Consider the following 21022-nt stretch of genomic DNA (forward strand, 5'->3'; position numbering starts at 1 on the left):
GATGACGGAACCGAGCGCTCGTCCCGCACTGCTCTCCGCCACACGGCTGGCCGACGTGCGCCGGCGGACCGGCGACCACGCCGACCGGACCATCGCCGAAGCGTGCGCCATCGGGCTGACGTACTGGGCGACGGGCCGAAGCCCCGACGGCATCGACCTGACCCCCGGCACCCTGTTCACCGAGATACTCGGCTGGGTCGACAACGGCGGTGACGGCCCCGGCAGCCGGGAGGCCGGCGCGCACGGATGGACCGTCCCCGTCCCCGAAGGAGTCACCACCGCCGACGCCCAACTCGCGCTGGACGACCTCGCCGACTTCCCGGACCGGCCCATCGGCACCATCGGCCCGTCCGGTGCGGCGGCACGGCTGGAAGCGCTCGCCACATGGAACGACACCCACGCCGACCGGGTCCGCCCCACCATCGTCGAGATGTTCCGGGAACAGGCGCGCACCAGGCCCGACGCCATCGCCGTCGTCGACGAGCACCGTTCCCTGACCTACCGTCAAGCGGCGGAACACTCGGCCCAGTTGGCCCACCACCTGATCGAGGACGGACTCACCGCCGAACAGGTGGTCGGCATCTCACTGGGCCGCTCCGCCGACATGGTGATCGCCCTGCTCGGCGTGCTCCAGGCGGGCTGCGCGTTCGTACCGCTCGACCCCCGGTGGCCCGCCGCCCGCCGAGCCGTCGTCATCGAGGACGCGCGGATCGTCGTCCAGCTCAACGACTCGGGCCGGCACGACCGGGACGAACCGCGGGCCCTCGCCGTCGACCTCGGCGACTGGCGGTACGGCACCCACCCCACCGAGGCCCCCGCGATCGCCGTGCCCGGCGCCGCCCTGGCCTACGTCATCTTCACGTCCGGCTCGACCGGCCGCCCCAAGGGCGCGATGATCCGCCACGAGGCGATCAGCGAGCGCCTGCGGTGGCAGGTCGAGGAGATCCTGCGCTTCGGCCACGACGACGCGTCCCTGTTCAAGGCGCCGCTGTCCTTCGACATCTCCGTCAACGAGATCTTCCTGCCCCTGGTGTCCGGCGCCCGGCTCGTGGTCCTGCGGCCCGGCGGCGAACGCGACCCGCACCACGTGCTGAGCGTCATCGCCGAGCAACGCGTCACCTTCACCTACCTCGTCTCCTCCATGCTCGACGTGCTCCTGGAGATCGCGGGCGACTCGGGCAGCCTCGACAGCCTCCGTCACGTGTGGTGCGGCGGCGAGGTCCTGACCCCGGAGCTGTACGAAAGGTTCCGTACCCGACTCGACATCCCCCTGTACCACGGCTACGGCCCGGCCGAGACGACCATCGGCGTCTCGCACGTCATCTACCGGGGCGCCGCGGAACGCCTGTCGACCTCGATCGGCAAGGCCAACCCCAACACCCAGCTGTACGTCCTGGACGACGAACTGCGCCCCGTCCCGGTCGGGGTCGGCGGCGAACTGTACGTGGGCGGCTTCCTCCTGGGACGCGGATACGTCGACGCGCCCGGCCTGACGGCGTCCCGGTTCGTCGCGAACCCCTTCGCGACCGACGGATCCCGGCTCTACCGGACCGGCGACCTCGCGCGGTACGCCCCCGACGGATCGCTGGACTTCCTCGGCCGCGCCGACCACCAGATCAAGATCCGCGGCATGCGGCTGGAGATCGAGGACGTCGAAATCGGCCTCGCGGAACACCCCGGAGTACGGCACACCTGCGTCGTCGCCAGGAAGAACTCCGTCGGCGGCACCTACCTGACCGGGTACGTCATCCCGGCCGCCGGACGCGAGGACCTGCGGGCGGACGAGGTCAGGGCCTGGGCCGCCGCGCACATGGTCGAGTACATGGTGCCCGCCCACATCGTCGTCATGACCGAGTTCCCGCTCACCGCGAACGGGAAGCTCGACCGGAACGCGCTGCCGGAACCCGTGACCGGCACGGGCTCGGTCGTCCCGCCCGCCACCGAGAACGAACGCCTGGTGTGCGCCGCCGTCGCCCGGGTTCTGCGACGGGACGAGGTCGGGGTCGACCAGGACATCTTCCAGCTCGGCGCGGACAGCATCCTGGCGATCTCCCTGCTGAGCGCACTGCGCGAGGCGGGCCTCCACGTCACGGCAGGACAGATCTTCACCCACAGCGTCGTGGGGGCCCTGGCGGCGGTGGCCGGCCGCGAGTCCACCTCGCGGGTGGACCACGGCGACGTCCCCACCGGGTCCGTCGTGGGGTCGCCCATCGTGCAGTGGCTCGGCGAGACCACCGACGCGATCGACGGCTTCGCCCAGTCGGTGGTCCTGAACACGCCCGCCGACCTGACCGCCGAAGGCCTCGAACAGATCCTCGCCGCCGTGGTCGCACGGCACGACATGCTCCGCGCCAGGCTGGTGCGCGGCGACCGCTGGAGCTTCGACATCCCGGAGGCCGATGGGACCGCCCCGGCCTGGCAGGAGAGCGACCGGCCGCTCGACGACTGCGTCAGGCTCGCCACCGACGGTCTCGACCCGGTGGGCGGAGCGATGCTGCGAGCCGTGTGGCGCCGCGCGGCACGCCAACTCGTCCTGGCCGCCCATCACGTGGTGATCGACGGCGTGTCCTGGCGTGTTCTGATGGACGACCTGGCCACGGCATGGCGGCAGCTCACCTCGGGCGCGCCGATCCAACTGCCCCCGGTGGGCACCTCCTACCGGCGCTGGACACACCTACTGGAGCGCACGGCGTTCGAGGCGGACCGCGCCTACTTCCAGCGCCCCCTGCCGGGAGCGGACGAGCCGGTGGGCAGGCGCCCGCTCGGCCCGGCCGACACCGTCGCCCGGGAGCGGCTGCGGACCGTCACGGTCGACGCCGCGACCACGGCCGCGCTGCTGGGCGGGATACCCGCGAAGTTCCACGCGGGCGTCAACGACGTCCTGCTGACCGCGCTCGCCGTCACCCTCGCCCGGTGGCGCCGCGAACGCGGACAGCACCAGACGTTCGCGCACGTGGAACTCGAGGGCCACGGCCGTGAAGGCCGGTTCGTCGCGGACGCCGCCGGCTTCGAACCCGACCTCTCCCGGACCGTGGGCTGGTTCACCACCCTCTTCCCGGTGACCGTGGACCCCGGCACGGCGGCCGACCTCACCGCCCCCGACTACCTGGCCGCCGCCCTCAAGGCGGTCAAGGAGGATCTCGCCCGGGTGCCCGGCAAGGGCGTCCCCTACGGCGCCCTGCGCCACCTGTCCGGCGCCCGGTTCGACGCGCCCGCACCCCAGGTGCTGTTCAACTACCTGGGACGCTTCGAGGCGGGCACCACCGACGACTGGCAACTCGCTCGCGCGACAGGTCAGTTGGGGGAGAAGCGTGATCCCAGGATGCGTCTGCCGCGCGCCCTGGAGTTCAACGCGATCGCCGAACCCGCCCCCGGCGGCGCCTACGAGCTGGTCACCACCATCTCCTGGCCCGACGGGGTGTTCACCGAGGAGGACATCACGATCCTCGGCGACCACTTCCGGGAAGCACTCACCGGACTGGCCGCGCTCGACCGGGGCGGCCACTCGCCCAGCGACTTCCCCCTGGTGCGGCTCACCCAGACCGACGTCGACGCCCTGGACGGTCCGGCGCTGCGGGCCGTCCTCCCCCTCACCCCGTTGCAGGAGGGTCTCTACTTCCACTCGGTCTTCGACGACGACTCGCCGGGCGCCTACATCGAGCAGCAACTCCTGACCCTCGCGGGCGAGGTGGACGCCGACCGGCTCGCGACGGCGGCCACCCGTCTGCTGGCGCTGTACCCGAACCTGGCCGCGCGCTTCGTGGCCCTCGCCGACGGCCGGGTGGTCTCCGTCCTGGAGAGCGGGGCCGAGGCGCCCTTCACCACGCTCGACAGGCCCGGCATCACCGATACCGAACTCCGCGACCACGCCGAACGGGACCGCCGCGCCGGGTTCGACCTGGCCACCGGCCCGCTGATGCGGTACACGCTCATCCGCGCCGGCTCCGGCCGCACCGTCCTGGTGCAGACCGTGCACCACATCGTCGCCGACGGCTGGTCGGTGCCGCCGATGCTCCGCGCACTGCTCACCGAGTACCACGCGCCCGGCACCGTCCATCCACTCGGCGGCTTCCCCGACTACGTGCGCCGGCTCGCCGAACGCGACGACGAGGAGAGCGACCGGGTGTGGCGGGAGCAGCTCGCCGGACTTCCCGGCCCCTCACTGGTCGCCGAGGGGCACACCCCTTCCGACCGGTTCGCCGACGCCGTCGTGGAGCCGGTTGACGACCTCGACGCGGCCGCCAGGTCGGCCGGTGTGCCGCTCAGCGTGGCCGTGCACAGCGCCTGGGCGCTCACCCTGGGCGGCGTCCTGCACAGCACCGACGTGGTGTTCGGGTCCACGGTGTCCGGACGCGACATGGACGTGCCCGGCATCGAGGACATGGTGGGCCTGTTCATCAACACGGTTCCCGTGCGCGCCCGTTGGGCCGGGACCACCACGGCTCGGGACCTGCTCGCCTCGGTGCGGGAACACCAGGGCGCGGTCCTGGCGCACCAGCACGTCTCCCTGGCCAGGATCGGCCGTCAGGCAGGCACCGGAACCCTCTTCGACACCCTGGTCGTCTTCGACGTGGCGACCGATGTGGACGCTCTGCGCCGTCCCGGCGACACGGTGGTCATCACCGACCTCGTCAACGAGGGCGCCCCGCACTACCCGTTGACCCTGGTCGTCGAGCGCACGCCCGACGGCCGGCCGCGCTTCAACCTGATCCACGACGGCGACCTGCTGCGGGAGGCGAGCGCCCAGGCGCTCCTGAGCACGTTCACCCGGACCCTCACCGGCCTGCTGACCCGACCGGACGCCCCGGTCGACGAGCTGGTGCCCGCCGCGCCTCCCACGCCGGTCACCCCGGTGACGCTGGGCGGCCTCTTCGACGCGGCCGCGCTCCGCGACCCGGCGGCCACCGCCGTCACCCAGTGCGGTCTCGACGGCGGCACCCGATCGCTGACCTACGGTGAACTCGCTCGATCCAAGGACCAGTTGGCGTCGGCGCTGCGCGCGGCCGGGGTCGGTCCGGGCAAGCGGGTCGCCGTCGCGATGCCGCGCTCACTCGAACAGGTCGTCACCCTGGTCGCGATCGTGAGCGCGGGCGGCGCGTACGTACCGCTGGACCCGGCGTACCCGGACGAACGACTGGAGTACATCCTCGGCGACGCCGCCCCGCAGGCCGTCCTCGTGGACCGTACGCAGCGGGACCGCTTCACGCGGCTGCTCGCGCGCGCGGGGGTCGCGGCCCGCGTACTGGTGCGGGGGGACGAACCGCCGACGGACACGGGCGGGCCGGCGGCGGAGGTCACCTGGCACGACCCGACGGGCACGGGCGGGCCGGCGGCGGAGGTCACCTGGCACGACCCCGCCTACGTGATCTACACGTCCGGGTCGACCGGCAGGCCCAAGGGCGTCGTCGTCCCCCACTCCGGCGTGGTGACACTGCTCGCGAACACCCGGGCCGACATGGGGTTCGGCCCCGACGACGTGTGGGTCCAGTTCCACTCCTCCTCCTTCGACTTCGCGGTCTGGGAGCTGTGGGGCGCGCTGGCCCACGGCGGTGAGCTGCTGGTGCCGGAGTACGGACTGACCCGCTCCCCGGTCGACTTCCACCGGCTGGTCCGCGAACGCGGAGTGACCGTGCTCAACCAGACCCCGTCGGCCTTCTACCAGTTCATCGAGGCGGACCGCCTCGCCACCGAACCGGTCACCGCACTGCGCCGCGTCATCTTCGGCGGCGAGGCCCTGGACCTCGGGCGGCTGCGCGGCTGGGTCGACCGGCACGGCACCGGCACGCCCGAGCTGGTCAACATGTACGGCATCACCGAGACCACCGTCCATGTCACCCACCGGGTGCTCACCGACGCGGACTTCGGGCCCGGCGACGACGTCAGCCCGATAGGCGGTCCGATTCCCGGCCTGGTCACCCACCTGCTCGACGACCGGCTCCGCCCCGTGCCGCCGGGCCGGGTGGGCGCCATCTACGTCGCCGGTGACCAGGTGTCGCTCGGCTACCTGGGCCGGCCGGGCCTCACCGCCGGCCGGTTCGTGGCCGACCCGTTCACGGGCGACGGCTCCCGCATGTACCACACGGGCGATCTGGCCCGCCGTACCCTCGACGGCGAGCTGCGGTTCGTGGGACGCGCCGACGACCAGGTCCAACTCAAGGGTTTCCGCGTCGAGCCGGCCGAGGTGGAGGCGGCGGTCAGGGAACTGGACGGTGTGGTCGACGTGGCCGTCACCGTGGCGGACAGCGCCGACCATCTCGTCGCGCACGTCGTGGGCCGGGTGCCCGACGACTTCACGGGCCTGCTGTCCGCGAAACTGCCCGTCCACCTGGTGCCCGGCCGGGTGCTGCCGATCGACGCCCTGCCGCTCACGGTCAACGGCAAGCTCGACCGCGAGGCCCTCACCGCGCGCGCCGCACGGGAGGAGACCCCGATGGCGGCGGGAGACGCGCTGCGCGACTCGCCGCTCGCCACGTTCGTCGCCCTCTTCGCCGAGACCCTGCCCGGCTCCACCGTGGACGGTGACACCGACTTCTTCCGGGCCGGGGGCGACAGCATCGTCGCCATCACCGTGATCAACCGGGCCAGGGCGCTCGGCCTGCCGATCACGCCACGCGACGTGTTCCTGTTCCGCACGCCGCGCGCGCTCGCCGAGCACCTGGCGACACGCACCGCACCCCCCCGACCCGTCGCCCCCGCGCCCGCCCACCGCGAGGACGGACCGCTGACACCGACGCCGATCATGCTGCGCCAGCGGGAACTGGGCGGCTCGCTCGCCCGGTTCGCCCAGGCCAGAACGCTGGTGGCCCCGGAGGGCACCGGCTTGGCCGACGTCCGCCGCGCCGCCGACGCCGTCGTGGCCGCGCACCCCGTCCTGCGGCTGCGGCTGCGCGTCGAGCACGGGGTGTGGACGCTGCGCACCGAACCCGCCCGCGAGGTGACCGTCGTCCGGACGGACGCCACCGACACGACGGCCGTGGCCGACGAGGCCGCGGGACGGCTCGATCCCGAGTCCGGGGACGTCGTCGCGTTCTCATGGCTGGAGGCGAACCGGACCCTGGTCGTCACCGTCCACCACCTCGCCGTCGACGCGGTGTCCTGGCTGATCCTGCTGGACGACCTGGCCACCGCCCTGCGCGGCGAGCCCCTCGCGTCGCCGACCACGCCCTACGCCGAGTACGCCGAAGCCCTGGCGGCCCGGTCCGCCCACGACACCGACGGCCTCGGGCACTGGATCACCACGCTCCGGGCGCCCGCGCTGCTGCCCGCCGTCGACGGCCCGCGCGAGACCACGGTGACGCTCGCGCCCGAGGTGAGCGACCGCCTGACGCGTACCGCGCCCGTCGCACTCGGCGTCGGGCTCACCGAGCTGCTGTGCGGCGCGCTGCGCACCGCGCTGACCCGCGTCCAGCCGTCGCCCACCGACCTCGCCATCGACCTGGAGACGCACGGCCGGGTGCCGGCGCTGGAGCACCACGACTACACCCGCACGGTCGGCTGGTTCACCACCGTCGCCCCCGTACGGCTCACCGCCCACACCGACCCGGTCGCGGCGGCCCGCGAGGTCGCCGAACGCCGGCCCGACGAGCACGCGCACGTCGCCTACGGCCTGCTCCGCCATCTCAACCCGCAGACCGCCCCGCTGCTGACCGCTCGCCCTCAGGTGCTGTTCAACTACCTCGGCCGGGGCGGCGAGTCCCAGGTCCCGCACCTCTCGGGCGGCGATCGGAGCAGTCCGTACGCCGTCGAGGTCAACGCCTGGACCGACGCCGCCACCGGAAGCCTGCACGCGGCCTTCACCCTCGCCCAGGGCATCCCCGACAAGATCACCGAGCACTGGCTCAGCGCGCTGGAACGCCTCGCGGACGCCTCCTCGACGGCCGAGCGCACGGCACCGGTCACCCCGCTCCAGCGAGGCCTGTTCTTCCAGGCCACGCTGGCGGGGCCGGCCGGACACTACGTCGCCCAGAGCTGGTTCACCTTCGACCGGCGCCTGGACACCGACGCCCTGGCCCGTGCCATGGCGTACGTCGTCGCGCGGCACCCGGTGGTCGGCGCCGGCTTCGGCACCGACGACCACGGAAGCCCCGTCCAGGTCCTCGGCGGTGCCCGCCAGGTCGCCGTACGCACGGTCGAGGTGTCGAGCGAGGCGGCGGTCGAGGAGCTGCGCGTCCGGGACCGTGACACCGGGTTCGACCCCGGGGAGCCGCCGCTGGTCCGGCTGACCGTGGTACGCCTCGCCGGGGACCGCGACGGGCTGCTGCTGAGTTACCACCTGCTGCTGTGGGACGGCTGGTCCCGCGAGATCGTGCTGCGCGACCTGTTCGACGCCTACGAGGCCGTCGTCGCCGGCGAGCCCCTCGTGCCGGTCCCGGCCACACCGAGCTTCGAGGACCACGCCCGCACGCTCGACGCCAAGGACCCCGCCCTGGCGGAACGCTTCTGGGCGGAGCACCTCGCCGGACTTCCCGGCCCGACACTGCTCGCCGGACCCGCACCGGCCCTCTCGGACGGCCTGCCGCGCGCGCTCGTGCGCGACCTGTCCGCCGAACGGTCGCAGGTCTTGCGGGAGGCGGCCCGAGCGCACGGCGTCACCCTGAACTCCTTGCTGACCGGCGCTTTCGGCCTCCTCCTCGGCGCCCGCACGGGCCGCGGTGACGCCGTGTTCGGTGTGACCGTCTCCGGCCGGGAGGGCGAGGGGCTGACCGACATCGTCGGCGTGCTGCTGAACACCGTGCCCCTGTGGACGCGCCCCCGCCCGGACGACACCGTCCGCGACTACCTGACGGCCGTACAGGCGGCCAGGGTCGAAGCGATGGAGCACGAACACCTGGGGCTCGGCGAGATCCAGCGGGCCAGTGGGCACGACACCCTGTTCGACAACCTGTTCGTGCTCCAGAACTTCCTCGACCTGGACGCTCTCGCCGAGATGAACACCCGGCACGGCATCACCTCGGTGCAGGCCGACGACTCCACCCACTACCCGTTCACCTGGGTCGTCACGCCCGGCGACCGGCTCACCGTCAAGCTGGAGCACCGCGACGGCTCCACCGAGAATGCCCGCCGTCTCCTCGACGACTACGTGCGGATGCTGGAAGACCTGGCCCGCTCCACCGGGCCGGTCGGCGCGGTGCGGGGGCCGGGGCCGACACCCTCACGGACGGCGCGCACCGACGTCGGCACGGACACCGTCGTCGACCGGTTCGACCGGGCGGCGGACCGTGATCCGGAGCGCGTCGCGCTCGTCGCCGACGGGTCGACCATGACCTTCGCCCGGCTCCGGGACCGCAGCCGGGCGGTGGCGGGCGTGCTCGCCTCGCGCGGTATCGGCCCCGAGACGACCGTCGGGCTGGCGATCCCGCGGTCCCCCGACTCGATCGTGGCCCTGTTCGCCGTGCTGCGCACCGGCGCCGCGTACGTACCGCTGGAGTTGGACCATCCGGACGAGCGGATCGCCGCGATCGTCGCGGACGCCCGCCCGGACGTGATCCTCACCGTGAGCGCCGTGTCGCCCCGGCTGACCGGCGACCTCGTCGAACTGGACCGCCCACTGCCCGACGCCGAGCCGTTCGTGACGTTCGCGCCGGACGACCCGAACCGCCTGCGGCACCCCGCGTACACGATCTACACCTCCGGATCGACCGGGAAGCCCAAGGGCGTGGTGACCGAGTACGCGGGACTCACCAACATGCTGATCAACCATCAGCGACGCGTCTTCGAGCCGGTGCTGGCCGAACACGACCACCGCGTCTTCCGGATCGCACACACCGTGTCGTTCGCCTTCGACATGTCGTGGGAGGAGCTGCTGTGGCTCGCCGACGGCCACGAGGTGCACATCTGCGACGAGGAACTGCGCCGGGACGCACCCCGGTTGGTCGAGTACTGCCTCGAACACGGCATCGACGTCGTCAACGTCACCCCGACGTACGCCCGACAGCTCATCGCCGAGGGCCTGTTGGACGACCCCGCAACTCGGCCGGCCCTGGTGCTGCTGGGCGGCGAGGCCGTGACGCCGACGCTGTGGCAGCGGCTCGCCGAGACCGAGGGGACGGTCGGATACAACCTGTACGGACCCACCGAGTACACCATCAACACCCTCGGCGTCGGCACCTTCGAATGCCAGGACCCGGTGGTGGGCGTGGCGATCGACAACACCGACGTGTACGTGCTCGATCCGTGGCTGCGGCCCGTACCGGACGAGGTCCCCGGCGAGCTGTACGTGTCGGGCATCGGTATCGCGCGCGGCTATCTCGGGCAGCCCGCCCAGACCGCGCACCGGTTCGTCGCCGACCCCTTCGGCGCACCCGGTGAGCGCATGTACCGCACCGGCGACCTGGTGATCCGCCGGCCCGACGGGAACCTGATGTACCTCGGCCGCACCGACCAGCAGGTCAAGATCCGCGGCCACCGGGTCGAACTCGGCGAGGTCGAGGCCGCCTTCACGGCGCACCCGGCGGTGCGGTTCGCCGCCGCGGTCGCCCAGCCCGACCCTCAGGTCGACGGTGCCCACCGGCTGGCCGCCTATCTCGTGCTGGACGGCTCCGACCTCGCCACGGTCGCCGCCCAAGTGGGCGCCGCCCTCCCGGACTTCCTGCGCCCGACGCACTACGCCCGGGTCGACGGCATCCCGCTGACGGTGAACGGCAAGACCGACACCGAGGCGTTGCCCGAGGCCAGGCCGCTGGGCGCGCTGACCACGGGCGCGGAGCGCGGCCCGCGCACCGGGACCGAGACCGTGGTGTGCGAGTTCTTCGCCGAAGCACTGGACCTGGACGACGACGAGGTGAGCGCGGTCGGCGACTTCGTGTCCCTCGGAGGGCACTCCATGCTGGCGGTGCGGCTGATCGGACTGCTGCGCCGCGAGTACGGTCCGGTGATCACCATCCGCGACCTGTTCACCCTGCGCACCCCGGAAGCGATTGCACGCCACCTCGATGACAACTCCTGACACACGGCGACCCCGCCCGGGGCCCGACATCCTGCGGACCGCACTGCGCCGAAACGTCGGCGCCATGGTCTGGGGCACCCTCCTCATGGGCCTCTACCAGGCCGGTGAGACCGCCTTCCCCATCGCCCTCGGCCTGATCGTCGAACACGCGCTGCGGGACCGGAGCCCCGGCGCGCTCGCCCTGTCGATCGCCGCGCTGGCCGTGCTCATCACGATCGTCTCGCTGTCCTGGCGGTTCGGGATGCGCATCCTGCAGAAGGCCAACACGACGGAGGCGCACCGCTGGCGGGTACAGGTCGCGGAGTGCGGCCTCCAGCCGGTCGCCCGGGACATGGACCTCAAGTCCGGCGAGGTGCTGACCATCGCCACCGAGGACGCCGACCAGACCGCCGACATCATCGAGGTGGTGCCGCTGCTGGTCAGTTCACTGGTCGCGGTACTGGTCGCGGCGGTCGCGCTGGGCCTGGCCGACATACGGCTCGGCCTGCTGGTGATCGTCGGAACCGTCGCCATCCTGTCGACCCTCAGTGTGCTGTCCGGGCGGATCGGCGCCGGCACCCGGGAACAGCAGGCCCGGGTGGCGCGGGCCGGCGCCAAGGTCGCCGACCTCATCACCGGCCTGCGCCCGCTGCACGGTTTCGGCGGCAACCACGCGGCCTTCCGCTCCTACCGGAAGGTCAGTACGGAGGCGAAGCACCAGGCGGTCACCGTCGCCAGGGTGAACGGCGTGTACGCGGGCACCGCGCTGGCGCTCAACGCGGTCCTCGCCGCGGCGGTGACACTGACGGCGGGACTGCTGGCCTTCGACGGGCAGATCACCGTCGGCGAACTCGTCATGGCCGTAGGCCTCGCGCAGTTCATCATGGAACCGCTCAAGCTGTTCTCGGAGATGCCGAAGTACGTCATGATCGCCCGCGCCTCGGCCGAGCGGATGGCGCTCGTGCTGACCGCGCCACCGGTCACGACGCCCGGACCCCGCCGACCCGCCGCGGGCGCGGACCTGGAGCTGGACCGCGTCCGGCACGGCGCCCTGCGCAAGCTCGGACTACGCGTGCGGGCGGGCGAGTTCGTGGCGATCGCCGCCTACCAGCCGCGCGCCGCGGCCGACCTGGCGTCGATCCTGGCCGGCCACGTCCCGCCCGACGCGTACGAGGGAACGGTCCGGGTGGGCGGCGAGGACCTGGCGGACCTCTCGATCGAGGCCGTCCGCGAGCACCTGCTCGTCAACCCCTACGACGCCGAGATCTTCGCGGGCACCCTGCGTACCAACATCGACCCCTCGGGCACCAGCCGGACGGTCGCGGAGGCCGTCGAGGCGTCCCTGCTGACCGACGTCGTCGCCCTGTACCGCGAGGGCCTCGACCACGCCGTCCGCGACCGCGGCGCGAACCTGTCGGGAGGACAGCGTCAACGGCTCTCCCTGGCCCGCGCCCTCGCCGCCGACACCGACATCCTCGTGCTGCACGACCCGACGACGGCCGTGGACGCGGTCACCGAACAGCTCATCGCCCGCAACGTCGCGAAGCTGCGCCGGGGCCGCACCACCGTCGTCATCACCAGCAGCCCGGCCCTCCTGGACGCGGCCGACCGTGTCCTCGTCCTCGACGAGGGCGTCATCACCGCCGAGGACACCCACCGCAACCTCCTGGCCGCCGACCGGGCCTACTGCTCGGCGGTGGCGCGGTGACCGGTCAGGAAAGCGTCCAGGCGACGTCCCTGAGGAGGGCGTGCCGCCAGCCCGCCCGGTCGTGGCCCGACGGGGACCGCGAAACCCGTACGGTCGCCCCGGCCCGCTCGGCGAGGGCCTCGGTGAGTTCGCAGTGGGGCAGCATCCGCGTCTCGTGCTCCCCCACGTCGAACGCGACCCGCAGCCCCGACAGGTCGGGTCGCTCCCGCAGGCGCGCGGCGACGGCGCCGCCGACCGGACCGGCCAACGGATCCCGTGACGCGACGGCGTCGGGCGTCCACCAGAACGACCCCGACTGGCAGGCGACGCGGGACACCAGGTCGGGGAAGTCCAGCGCCGCGTACATCGCGCTCAGTCCGCCGAGGCTCTGCCCGGCGACGACGAGCCGGTCCGGGTCGGCGGGTACGCCGCTCTCCGCCACCAGCGGCAGCAGTTCGTCCCGGACCGCCTCCCACAGCGCGCGCCCGCACCCGAACTCGGCGTCCCTGTCCCCGGCCGGCAGGAAGACGAGCGTGACGGGGGGCATCTCGCCGGCGGCGACGGCGGACTCGAACGCGGTCGTCGCCGGGTGCAGATACAGCCAGTCGTCCCCGTCGAGCAGCAGGACCAGCGGACCGCCGCCGCCCACCGGGTGGACGCGCACGGTGCGCCGCCCGCCGAGCCGCTCGCCGGCCCAACGGATCCGGGTGCGGGGGAGCGGCAGGACGTCGGCGGCGCCGAGGACGGGCCAGTGCGGCTGAGCGGGGGCGTCCGGGGTCGCGGCGATGGACCGGTCACCGCCCGCACCGACCGGGTTGAGCGGATCGGCGTACGCCGCGCCGGCCACCAGGAAGCGGTACGTGACCCGCAGCCGGGCGGGCATGCGCACCTCGGCGTACCAGCAGTCCGAGGCGCCCCAGCGGCGCAGGGGCACCGGCTCCGACCAGCTCTCGAAGTCGATGCTCGCCGGAGAACCGCGCCACAGGAACAGGGTGGTCCAGTCACCGCCGCCGCCACCGGCGGGCGTCGAGGCGGGTGTCCTCGCCGTCGCCCAGAACGCCTCGGTGCCGGGCTCGCCGGGCAGCCCGAACTCGGCGAAGTCGTTCTCCCGTTCGCTCACCAGGTGCATGAACGTCTCCTTGTGAGGGGGAGGTCGGAAGGATAAGCTGACTGTCAATTAGGTGAGGCTAACCTAATTGACTGCTTCTTTCCATCCCCCGAACCCCGTCCCGAGGGGCGTTCAGGGCCGCTCCGGCCTCGCCCCGCGCCGGACCCGAGGAGGCACCGAGCATGAGCACCAACCCCTTCGACGACACCGAAGGCCGGTTCCTGGTCCTGGTGAACGACGAGGGCCAGTACTCCCTCTGGCCGTCCTTCGCCGACGTGCCCGGCGGATGGTCGGTCGCCCTCCCCGAGAACACCCGACAGGCGTGCCTGGACTTCGTCGAGTCCCACTGGACGGATCTGCGCCCCCGTTCCCTCGCGGCGACCATGGACGGCCTGACCTGAGGACAGTCGGCCGGGGGTGGGGCCGGTCCGCCCGGTGAGGTCCGGGTGGCGGCAACCGCCTTGTGGACGCGGGCAGTCCAGGTCGCCGCGCGACGACCACGGCGACCTCGTGGACCGGGTGAGCGGGGGAGTCCTCGGCCCGTGTCAGGCGGAGGGGCCCTCCTGCGGAGCCTCTTGCGCGCCCGTGGCCGGGGCGGACGCCTCGGGGGTGGTGTAGAAGACGGACGAGCCCTGCTTGGTGCGCTGGGCGTGGTTCTTGGCCACCAGCCCCTCGAGGGTGGTGCGTACGACCGTTGCCTTGATGCCGCGTTCGGGGTGCTGCTGACCCAGTGACTGGGCGACCTCGGCCGCGGAGCGCGGTTCGCTCTGAACGGCGAGGTGTTCGCGGACCAGGGAGACGAGCGAGGGCTGATCGGGCTTCGGGGCCGCCTTGCGGGATGCCGTCTTCTTGTCGGCCGTCTTCTTGACCGCGGCCTTCGTGTCGGCCGTCTTCGTGTCGGCGGTCTTTGTGGCGGCTGTCTTGGTGGCGGTCTTCGTGTCGGCGGGCTCGGTGTCGGCGGTCTTCGTGGCGGCCGTCTTGGTGGCGGTCACCTGCGGAGCGGCCGCCTCGGACTTCCTGGCCTTCGACCGACGGGAGGGGCGGGCCGGGGTCTTCTTCCGGGGAGCGGGTACCGCAGGGGCGTGTTCGACCGCGGGCGCGGCGGACGCGGACTCGACACCGAGGGCCTGCTGCACGCTCAGCAGCACCGCGCGGTCCTTCTCCAGGGAGGCCAACTGCTCCTGGAGCACGGCCACCTCACCGGCGATGCGGTCGTGCTCCTTGAGATTGCGCTCCAGGTCAGCGGCGACCTGTGCCGCGTACTGGCTGGTCACCCCGTTTGTCTGTGTCGTCGTCTCGGACATGACGTTCACGCTCCTTGATAGGACCCGACAGGCCGCGGGCCGCCGAACCACGACAGCTACGGCGATTTGTCGTAGTGATACTACGGAGCACACCCTCCGCGGTGTCCAACTCGGCCCTCACCGCGTTGCCGCTGCTCGAACAGTGCGACCGGTGCGACGTGCGGTTGGCTCATGACTGTGGCCTGCGGTCGTACGGTGACGGCGGGGCGGGACCGCACGGCACTCACCGAGCGAGGTCGTCGACGAATCCGCTCCGGTTCCGGGGCTGTTCAGCGGCCTGCGGTCCCGAGCGTCCGAGCGCACGACCGGGGGCGAACCAGTGCGTCGCCAACTGTTGCGGCCGTGATGTCGGTGAGGCCGGTGATCGCACGGGTGACGCGAGGCAACGGACAGTAGGTGTGCGGGCGCTGCGGCGAGATGCTGAACGCGCGCGGTACTCGGCCGTTCGCCGTCCCGCAGCCGACAACACACGGCCGACAGCACACAGTCGTCAGCCGTCAGCCGGCAACTAACAACCGCCGGCCGACAGCGGTCAGCCGGTCGGTCTCGTCGGTGGTCGACGCCTCATGGTCCGACCGCGATCTCCCCGTGCCCGCCGGGCATCGGCGGCTCAGGTCAGCCGTTGCCCGCGAGTTCGCCGCTGAGTGTCTCGTGGATGCGGGCGCTGGGCTCGTTGAGACCGGTGATCTCGACGCTCTTGCCGCGTTGGGCGTACTTGCTCTCGATGGCGTCCAGCGCCGCGACGGAGGAGGCGTCCCAGATGTGGGCGGCGGACAGGTCGATGACGACCCGGTCGGCGTCCGTGGCGTAGTCGAAGCGGCCGACGAGGTCGTTGGACGAGGCGAAGAACAGTTCACCGGTGACCCGGTAGACGACGGTCGTACCGTCGGGAGCGATGACCGCGGTGACCTCGGCGAGGTGGGCGACCCGCTTGGCGAAGATGACCATGGCCGTGACCGAGCCGACGACGACACCGATGGCGAGGTTGTGGGTGGCGACCACACAGGCGACGGTGACCACCATGACGGTGATCTCCCCGGCCGGCATCCGCCTGAGCGTCTTCGGGGCGACGGAGTGCCAGTCGAACGTGGCCACCGACACCATGACCATCACGGCGACGAGCGCGGCCATGGGGATGTCGGAGACGACCGGCCCGCAGACGATGCACAGCACCATCAGGAACGCCCCCGCCAGAAACGTGGACAGCCGGGTACGGGCGCCGGACACCCGTACGTTGATCATCGTCTGCCCGATCATGGCGCAACCGCCCATGCCGCCGAGAAGTCCCGTGACGATGTTGGCGACGCCCTGCCCGACGGATTCGCGGGTCTTGGAGGAGTGGGTGTCGGTGATCTCGTCCACCAGCTTGGCCGTCATCAGCGACTCCATCAGTCCGACCAACGCCATGGCGAGCGCGTAGGGGGCGACGGTGGTGAGGGTGTCGAGGGTGAACGGCACGTCCGGCAGGCCGGGCACCGGCAGCGCGGACGGAAGGTCGCCCTTGTCGCCCACGGTCGGCACCGCGATCCCCGCCGCGACGGTGATGACCGTGAGGATGACGATGGACACCAGCGGAGCCGGGACCACCGACGTGACCCTGGGGAAGAACACCATGAGGGCCAGGCCGGCGGCGATCAGCGGATAGACCGGCCAGGGCACGTCCGTCATCTCCGGCACCTGCGCCATGAAGATCAGTATCGCGAGGGAGTTGACGAAGCCGACCATCACGCTGCGCGGCACGAAACGCATCAGCTTGGCCACCCCGAGAGCGCCCAGGGCGATCTGGACGACCCCGGCCAGGACGACGGCCGCGACGAGGTAGCCGAAGCCGTGCTCGCGGTTGAGCGGTGCGATGACGAGGGCCACCGCACCGGTGGCCGCGGAGATCATCGCCGGCCGGCCGCCGACCACGGCGATGGTCACGGCCATCGTGAACGAGGCGAACAGGCCGATGGCGGGGTCGACCCCGGCGATGACCGAGAAGGAGATCGCCTCCGGAATCAGCGCCAGGGCGACCACGAGACCGGCCAGCACCTCGGTGCGCAGCACCTTCGGATCGGTCAGCCAGGTGGGACGCCGGGAGCCACGCAGCCATGCGGCCGGGGACGGTGCGGAGGAAGGCAAGGGAAGAAGAACCTGTCGTGCTCGGGCTCACCCGCCATCACGGCGGGCGCGCGAAAGGCGGGGAGGGCGGGGCGGGAAGGCTGCGGAGCGCGGAGCGCGGGGCGACCGGCGAGGGGGCAAGGCGGCGCCGGAGACGAAGGATCACGGCGGGCAGGCGGCGCCGGTCGCCACGGACACGCGCACCCGGTTCTCCCGCGGACATCGGACTTCGCCGGGGGCTTCGTCGGCCCCGACACGGTCGGCGGTGCGGGACGCCGTCCCGCACCTGGCGAACGGGCGCGGCCGGAAGCCGGCCCGAGGCCATGGAGACTCTACCGAGTCCCGGCCGGGAGACCTGACGAGACCTGGTCACCGCGTCGGAGCAGCGCGCTGACGAGACCTGGTCGCTACGGCGCAGCAGAGCCCTGACGACGGTGACGTCCGGAGCCGTGGGCTGATCACGTACATCACCCAGATTCACATATGGGAACGAGGAGGGGAGCCGGGCCCCGTCCTGCCTGGAAAGCGCCATCGCGACGGAAGCGGCTCGACGCGCGACTGAACTGTTCACGAGAGCAACGCGACAACCGGCCGTGGAGTGCGTTCGGCCTGTGGCGGAACGGGGTCGCAGGGGCTTCGGCTTCTTCGCGGTCCACCCTTCCCGGACCCTTGCCACGCCGCCGCAGGGCCCCTATCGTCGCCGACGGAAAGCGCTTTCCCAAGGCTTGGACCGCCGCAGGGGAGCGACCGTCGCGGTGAGTACCGCGACTCGTGCACGAGCCGCCGGTGATCCGGCACGGGGCCGCCCGCGACGTCGGCATGCCCGTCGACCGAAGGGTGCGCATCACGGTTCGATGTGACGGTCCACCGACAACATCGCTCCGTGTGCGACAGCAACTTGAGGTCAGGCAGGACCGAGAACTCAGGAGACATCCATGCAAAGAAAAGTCGCCCTACGACTCTCCGCCGCGTCGGCCGCGATGGCCATCGCGGCCGCGGTGGGCGTCGTGCTCTCGATGCCGGAGGCCTCCGCGGCGACCGGCTCCGCCACCGGTTACGCGACCCAGAACGGCGGCACCACCGGCGGAGCCGGCGGCCAGACGGTGCGGGCCACCACGGGAACCGCGATCCACGCGGCGCTGTGCGGCCGAGCCGCCAGCAGCACCCCGATCACCATCGAGGTCGAGGGAACGATCAACCACGCCAACACCGCCAAGGTGTCGGGGACCAGCTGCAACACCGCGGCCGGGGTGATCGAGCTGAAGCAGATCAGCAACGTCACGATCGTCGGCGTCGGCAGCGGAGCCGTGTTCGACCAGGTCGGCATCCACCTCCGTGAGGCCAGCAACATCGTCATCCAGAACGTGACCATCAAGAACGTGAAGAAGTCCGGCTCGCCCACCTCCAACGGCGGCGACGCCATCGGCATGGAGAGCGGTGTCCGCAACGTCTGGGTCGACCACACGACACTGGAGGCGTCGGGCGGGGAGTCGGAGGGCTACGACGGCCTCTTCGACATGAAGGACAACACCCAGTACGTGACGCTGTCGTACAGCATCCTGCGCAACTCGGGCCGTGGTGGTCTGGTCGGCTCCAGCGAGAGCGACCTCTCGAACGGGTACATCACCTACCACCACAACCTCTACCAGAACATCGACTCCCGCACGCCGCTGCTGCGCGGCGGGACGGCGCACATCTACAACAACCACTACGTGAGCCTGAACGAGTCCGGCATCAACTCCCGTGCCGGGGCGCGCGCGAAGGTGGACAACAACTACTTCGAGGACTCCAAGGACGTCCTGGGCACCTTCTACACGGACGCGGCCGGCTACTGGCAGGTCAGCGGAAACATCTTCGACAACGTTACCTGGTCGAGCCCCGGCACCGACAACAAGCCCGCCGGACCCAACCCGCAGTCCAACACCACGGTCAGCATCCCCTACGCCTACACCCTCGACGCCGCCGCGTGCGTGCCGGACGTCGTGAGCCGCACGGCCGGGGCCGGCAAGGGCCTCCAGGTGTCGAACGGCAGCTGCTCCGTCCAGTCACCGACGTCGACCCCGAGCACACCGCCCACGTCCGCCACGCCCACGGCGAGCACCAGCCCCACCTCGGGACCGAACCAGCCCGGCGGAACCAACCTGAGCATCGGGGCCGGCTCGGACGGCTCCAGCAAGGGCGGCGGAACGAGTTACGGCAACGTGCGCGACGGCGACGTGGGCACGTACTGGTCGCCGGCCGGTTCGACCGGTGCCATCTCGATCAAGTGGGGCACCGCCACGTCCGTGTCCAGGATCAACATCCGGGAAGCGGCCGGATCGGCGGGCGTCATCGGGGCGTGGAAGGTGGTCAACGGTGACACCGGGGCCGTGCTGACCTCGGGCAGCGGCGCGGGAGCCATCACCTTCCCGCGGACCTCGCTGAGCAAGATCACCTTCGAGATCACCGGTTCGACCGGCACTCCGAAGGTCGCCGAGTTCGAGACCTACGCCCAGTAGTCGAGCGGTCGGCGGTCCCGGTGCCGGACGTGGCGCCGGGACACGCCGATCGGCCGGATCTCATATCCCCGACGCCGGGTGGAGCCGCCCTTGCGGGGGCAGCAACAAGACGGCTCCGCAAGAAGTCGGGGGAGGGGATTCGACGCATGGGCACCGTGTTGCTGCTGGTGTTGTCCGTCATCGTGGTCGCGGTCGTCGTCACGGGTCTGGTGCGTGCCGGGCGGCGCGAGGCGCGGGCGGAGAGGAGCAGGCTCGCCGAGGAGGCCCGGCGGCAGGCCCGTCGGTCGCTGGACGAGGTGTGGGCGATGGACGACCGTCGCTTCGAGGAGTACGTCGCCGAGTTGTGCCGCCGGGACGGCTGCACCGACGTCCGGCGCGTCGGAGGCGCCGGGGACCTCGGAGCGGACGTGACCGGCCGACTGCCCGACGGCCGCCGTGTCGTCATCCAGTGCAAGCGCTATGCGAAGCACCGCACGGTCGGCAGTCGTGACCTCCAGACCTTCAACGGCACCGCACGGGCGGAGCACCGGGCCGATGTCCCCGTCTTCGTGGCCTCCTGCGTGTTCACCAGGCCGGCCCGCGACTTCGCCGCCCGGCACGACCTGGTCCTCATCGACGTGAATCTGCTCGGCTTCTGGAACAGCGGCACCCCGCTGACCTCGTTCCTGGACCTGGACATCGGCCGGTCCGGCACGAACCGCAGGCTGCATCCCGACCGCGACTGACCGGACGCCGTGGGGGGCACGGAGCCGGGAGCCACCGTGTCGACGGCGGCCGCCGGTGACATGGCGCGTGCGGAGCCAGGTGCGGATCGGGTTCCGGTACGTCGCACCCGCGCGGTCCCCGAGGTCGGCCGCGCGTGCCTCGGCCCGACCGCGTCAGGTCCGGATCGAGTCCGGTCCCTGCGGTAAGGCCGGGTCGGGCGCTTCACCGGCCGCCACTCGGGACGCCCACCCCTTACGACCCGTCGGCTGAACGAGGGGACAGCGCCGGACGCCGAATGGTCGCCCACAGAGCCGCACCGGCCGTCGGCGCCGACACTCCCAACTGGACGTCGGCGCCGACGCGTCCCACGTCGGCGACGTCCTGGGTGTCCGGCCCGCAGCCCGCCCCTCACCGCGGGCATCGGCCGCTCCGGGCCGCTCCACGCCGCTTCGCGACGCTTCGGGCCGGCGTCGGCATCGTCGTCCGGGCCGCCGCCGGCCATGGTCGTAGCCGCGCGCCGGGCCGGGTCACCGGAGCGGCAGCCGGACCACGTCGGCTGGACGCACACCGCCCGGCCGCGGGGGGGGGGGGGGGGGGGGGGCCCCCCCCCCGCCCCCCCCCCGGGGGGGGGCGGGGCCCCCCCGCGGGGGCAACCCACACGGGGTGAAACCCCCCCCCGGGCCCCCCCCCCCC

General features: G+C 72.2%; 8 protein-coding genes. 5 read left to right on the plus strand and 3 right to left on the minus strand.

The window, feature by feature from the left end; all coding sequences use genetic code 11:
• Window position 1 precedes the first annotated feature (1 nt).
• The gene (locus ACFYO5_RS09380; protein WP_388706113.1) at window positions 2-10945 is read left to right on the plus strand and encodes an amino acid adenylation domain-containing protein; all 10944 of its coding nucleotides are present in this window, start codon (window positions 2-4) and stop codon (window positions 10943-10945) included.
• Window positions 10932-12632: an ABC transporter ATP-binding protein gene (locus ACFYO5_RS09385; protein WP_388706115.1), complete on the plus strand. Its 1701-nt coding sequence runs from the start codon at window positions 10932-10934 to the stop codon at window positions 12630-12632. The genes ACFYO5_RS09380 and ACFYO5_RS09385 overlap by 14 nt, the downstream gene beginning before the upstream one ends.
• A gap of 4 nt (window positions 12633-12636) precedes the next feature.
• Here the strand turns inward: ACFYO5_RS09385 and ACFYO5_RS09390 are convergent, their stop codons facing one another.
• Complete coding sequence (locus ACFYO5_RS09390; RefSeq protein ID WP_388706117.1) at window positions 12637-13740, minus strand: alpha/beta hydrolase-fold protein; 1104 nt, start codon at window positions 13738-13740, stop codon at window positions 12637-12639.
• 161 nt (window positions 13741-13901) lie between these two features.
• On the opposite strand from ACFYO5_RS09390, the gene ACFYO5_RS09395 reads away from it, so the two are divergent.
• A complete protein-coding gene (locus tag ACFYO5_RS09395; RefSeq protein ID WP_388706119.1) occupies window positions 13902-14120 on the plus strand; it encodes an MbtH family protein in 219 nt (72 codons plus the stop codon).
• Window positions 14121-14264: 144 nt separating this feature from the next.
• On the opposite strand, the gene ACFYO5_RS09400 is transcribed toward ACFYO5_RS09395, so the two are convergent.
• Together ACFYO5_RS09400 and ACFYO5_RS09405 are read right to left on the minus strand one after the other, a co-directional pair.
• On the minus strand, window positions 14265-15023 hold the full coding sequence (locus ACFYO5_RS09400) for a hypothetical protein (protein WP_388706121.1): 759 nt from the start codon (window positions 15021-15023) through the stop codon (window positions 14265-14267).
• A 615-nt stretch (window positions 15024-15638) separates the two neighbouring features.
• A complete protein-coding gene (locus ACFYO5_RS09405) occupies window positions 15639-17147 on the minus strand; it encodes a SulP family inorganic anion transporter (RefSeq protein ID WP_388706123.1) in 1509 nt (502 codons plus the stop codon).
• Between the two features lie 914 nt (window positions 17148-18061).
• On the opposite strand from ACFYO5_RS09405, the gene ACFYO5_RS09410 reads away from it, so the two are divergent.
• Window positions 18062-19624, plus strand: a complete 1563-nt coding sequence (locus ACFYO5_RS09410; protein ID WP_388706125.1) for a polysaccharide lyase family 1 protein — start codon at window positions 18062-18064, stop codon at window positions 19622-19624.
• A gap of 146 nt (window positions 19625-19770) precedes the next feature.
• The gene (locus ACFYO5_RS09415) at window positions 19771-20349 is read left to right on the plus strand and encodes a restriction endonuclease (protein ID WP_388706127.1); all 579 of its coding nucleotides are present in this window, start codon (window positions 19771-19773) and stop codon (window positions 20347-20349) included.
• The last annotated feature ends 673 nt before the right edge of the window (window positions 20350-21022 follow it).

This window comes from Streptomyces sp. NPDC006259, from assembly GCF_042870975.1.
Classification (GTDB): Bacteria; Actinomycetota; Actinomycetes; order Streptomycetales; family Streptomycetaceae; genus Streptomyces.

Excerpts from the sequence above, each read along its gene's own strand:
- ACFYO5_RS09380 (WP_388706113.1), top strand. The coding sequence starts at position 2 with ATGACGGAACCGAGCGCTCGTCCCGCACTGCTCTCCGCCACACGGCTG.
- ACFYO5_RS09385 (WP_388706115.1), top strand. The coding sequence starts at position 10,932 with ATGACAACTCCTGACACACGGCGACCCCGCCCGGGGCCCGACATCCTG.
- ACFYO5_RS09390 (WP_388706117.1), bottom strand. The coding sequence starts at position 13,740 with ATGCACCTGGTGAGCGAACGGGAGAACGACTTCGCCGAGTTCGGGCTG.
- ACFYO5_RS09395 (WP_388706119.1), top strand. The coding sequence starts at position 13,902 with ATGAGCACCAACCCCTTCGACGACACCGAAGGCCGGTTCCTGGTCCTG.
- ACFYO5_RS09400 (WP_388706121.1), bottom strand. The coding sequence starts at position 15,023 with ATGTCCGAGACGACGACACAGACAAACGGGGTGACCAGCCAGTACGCG.
- ACFYO5_RS09410 (WP_388706125.1), top strand. The coding sequence starts at position 18,062 with ATGCAAAGAAAAGTCGCCCTACGACTCTCCGCCGCGTCGGCCGCGATG.
- ACFYO5_RS09415 (WP_388706127.1), top strand. The coding sequence starts at position 19,771 with ATGGGCACCGTGTTGCTGCTGGTGTTGTCCGTCATCGTGGTCGCGGTC.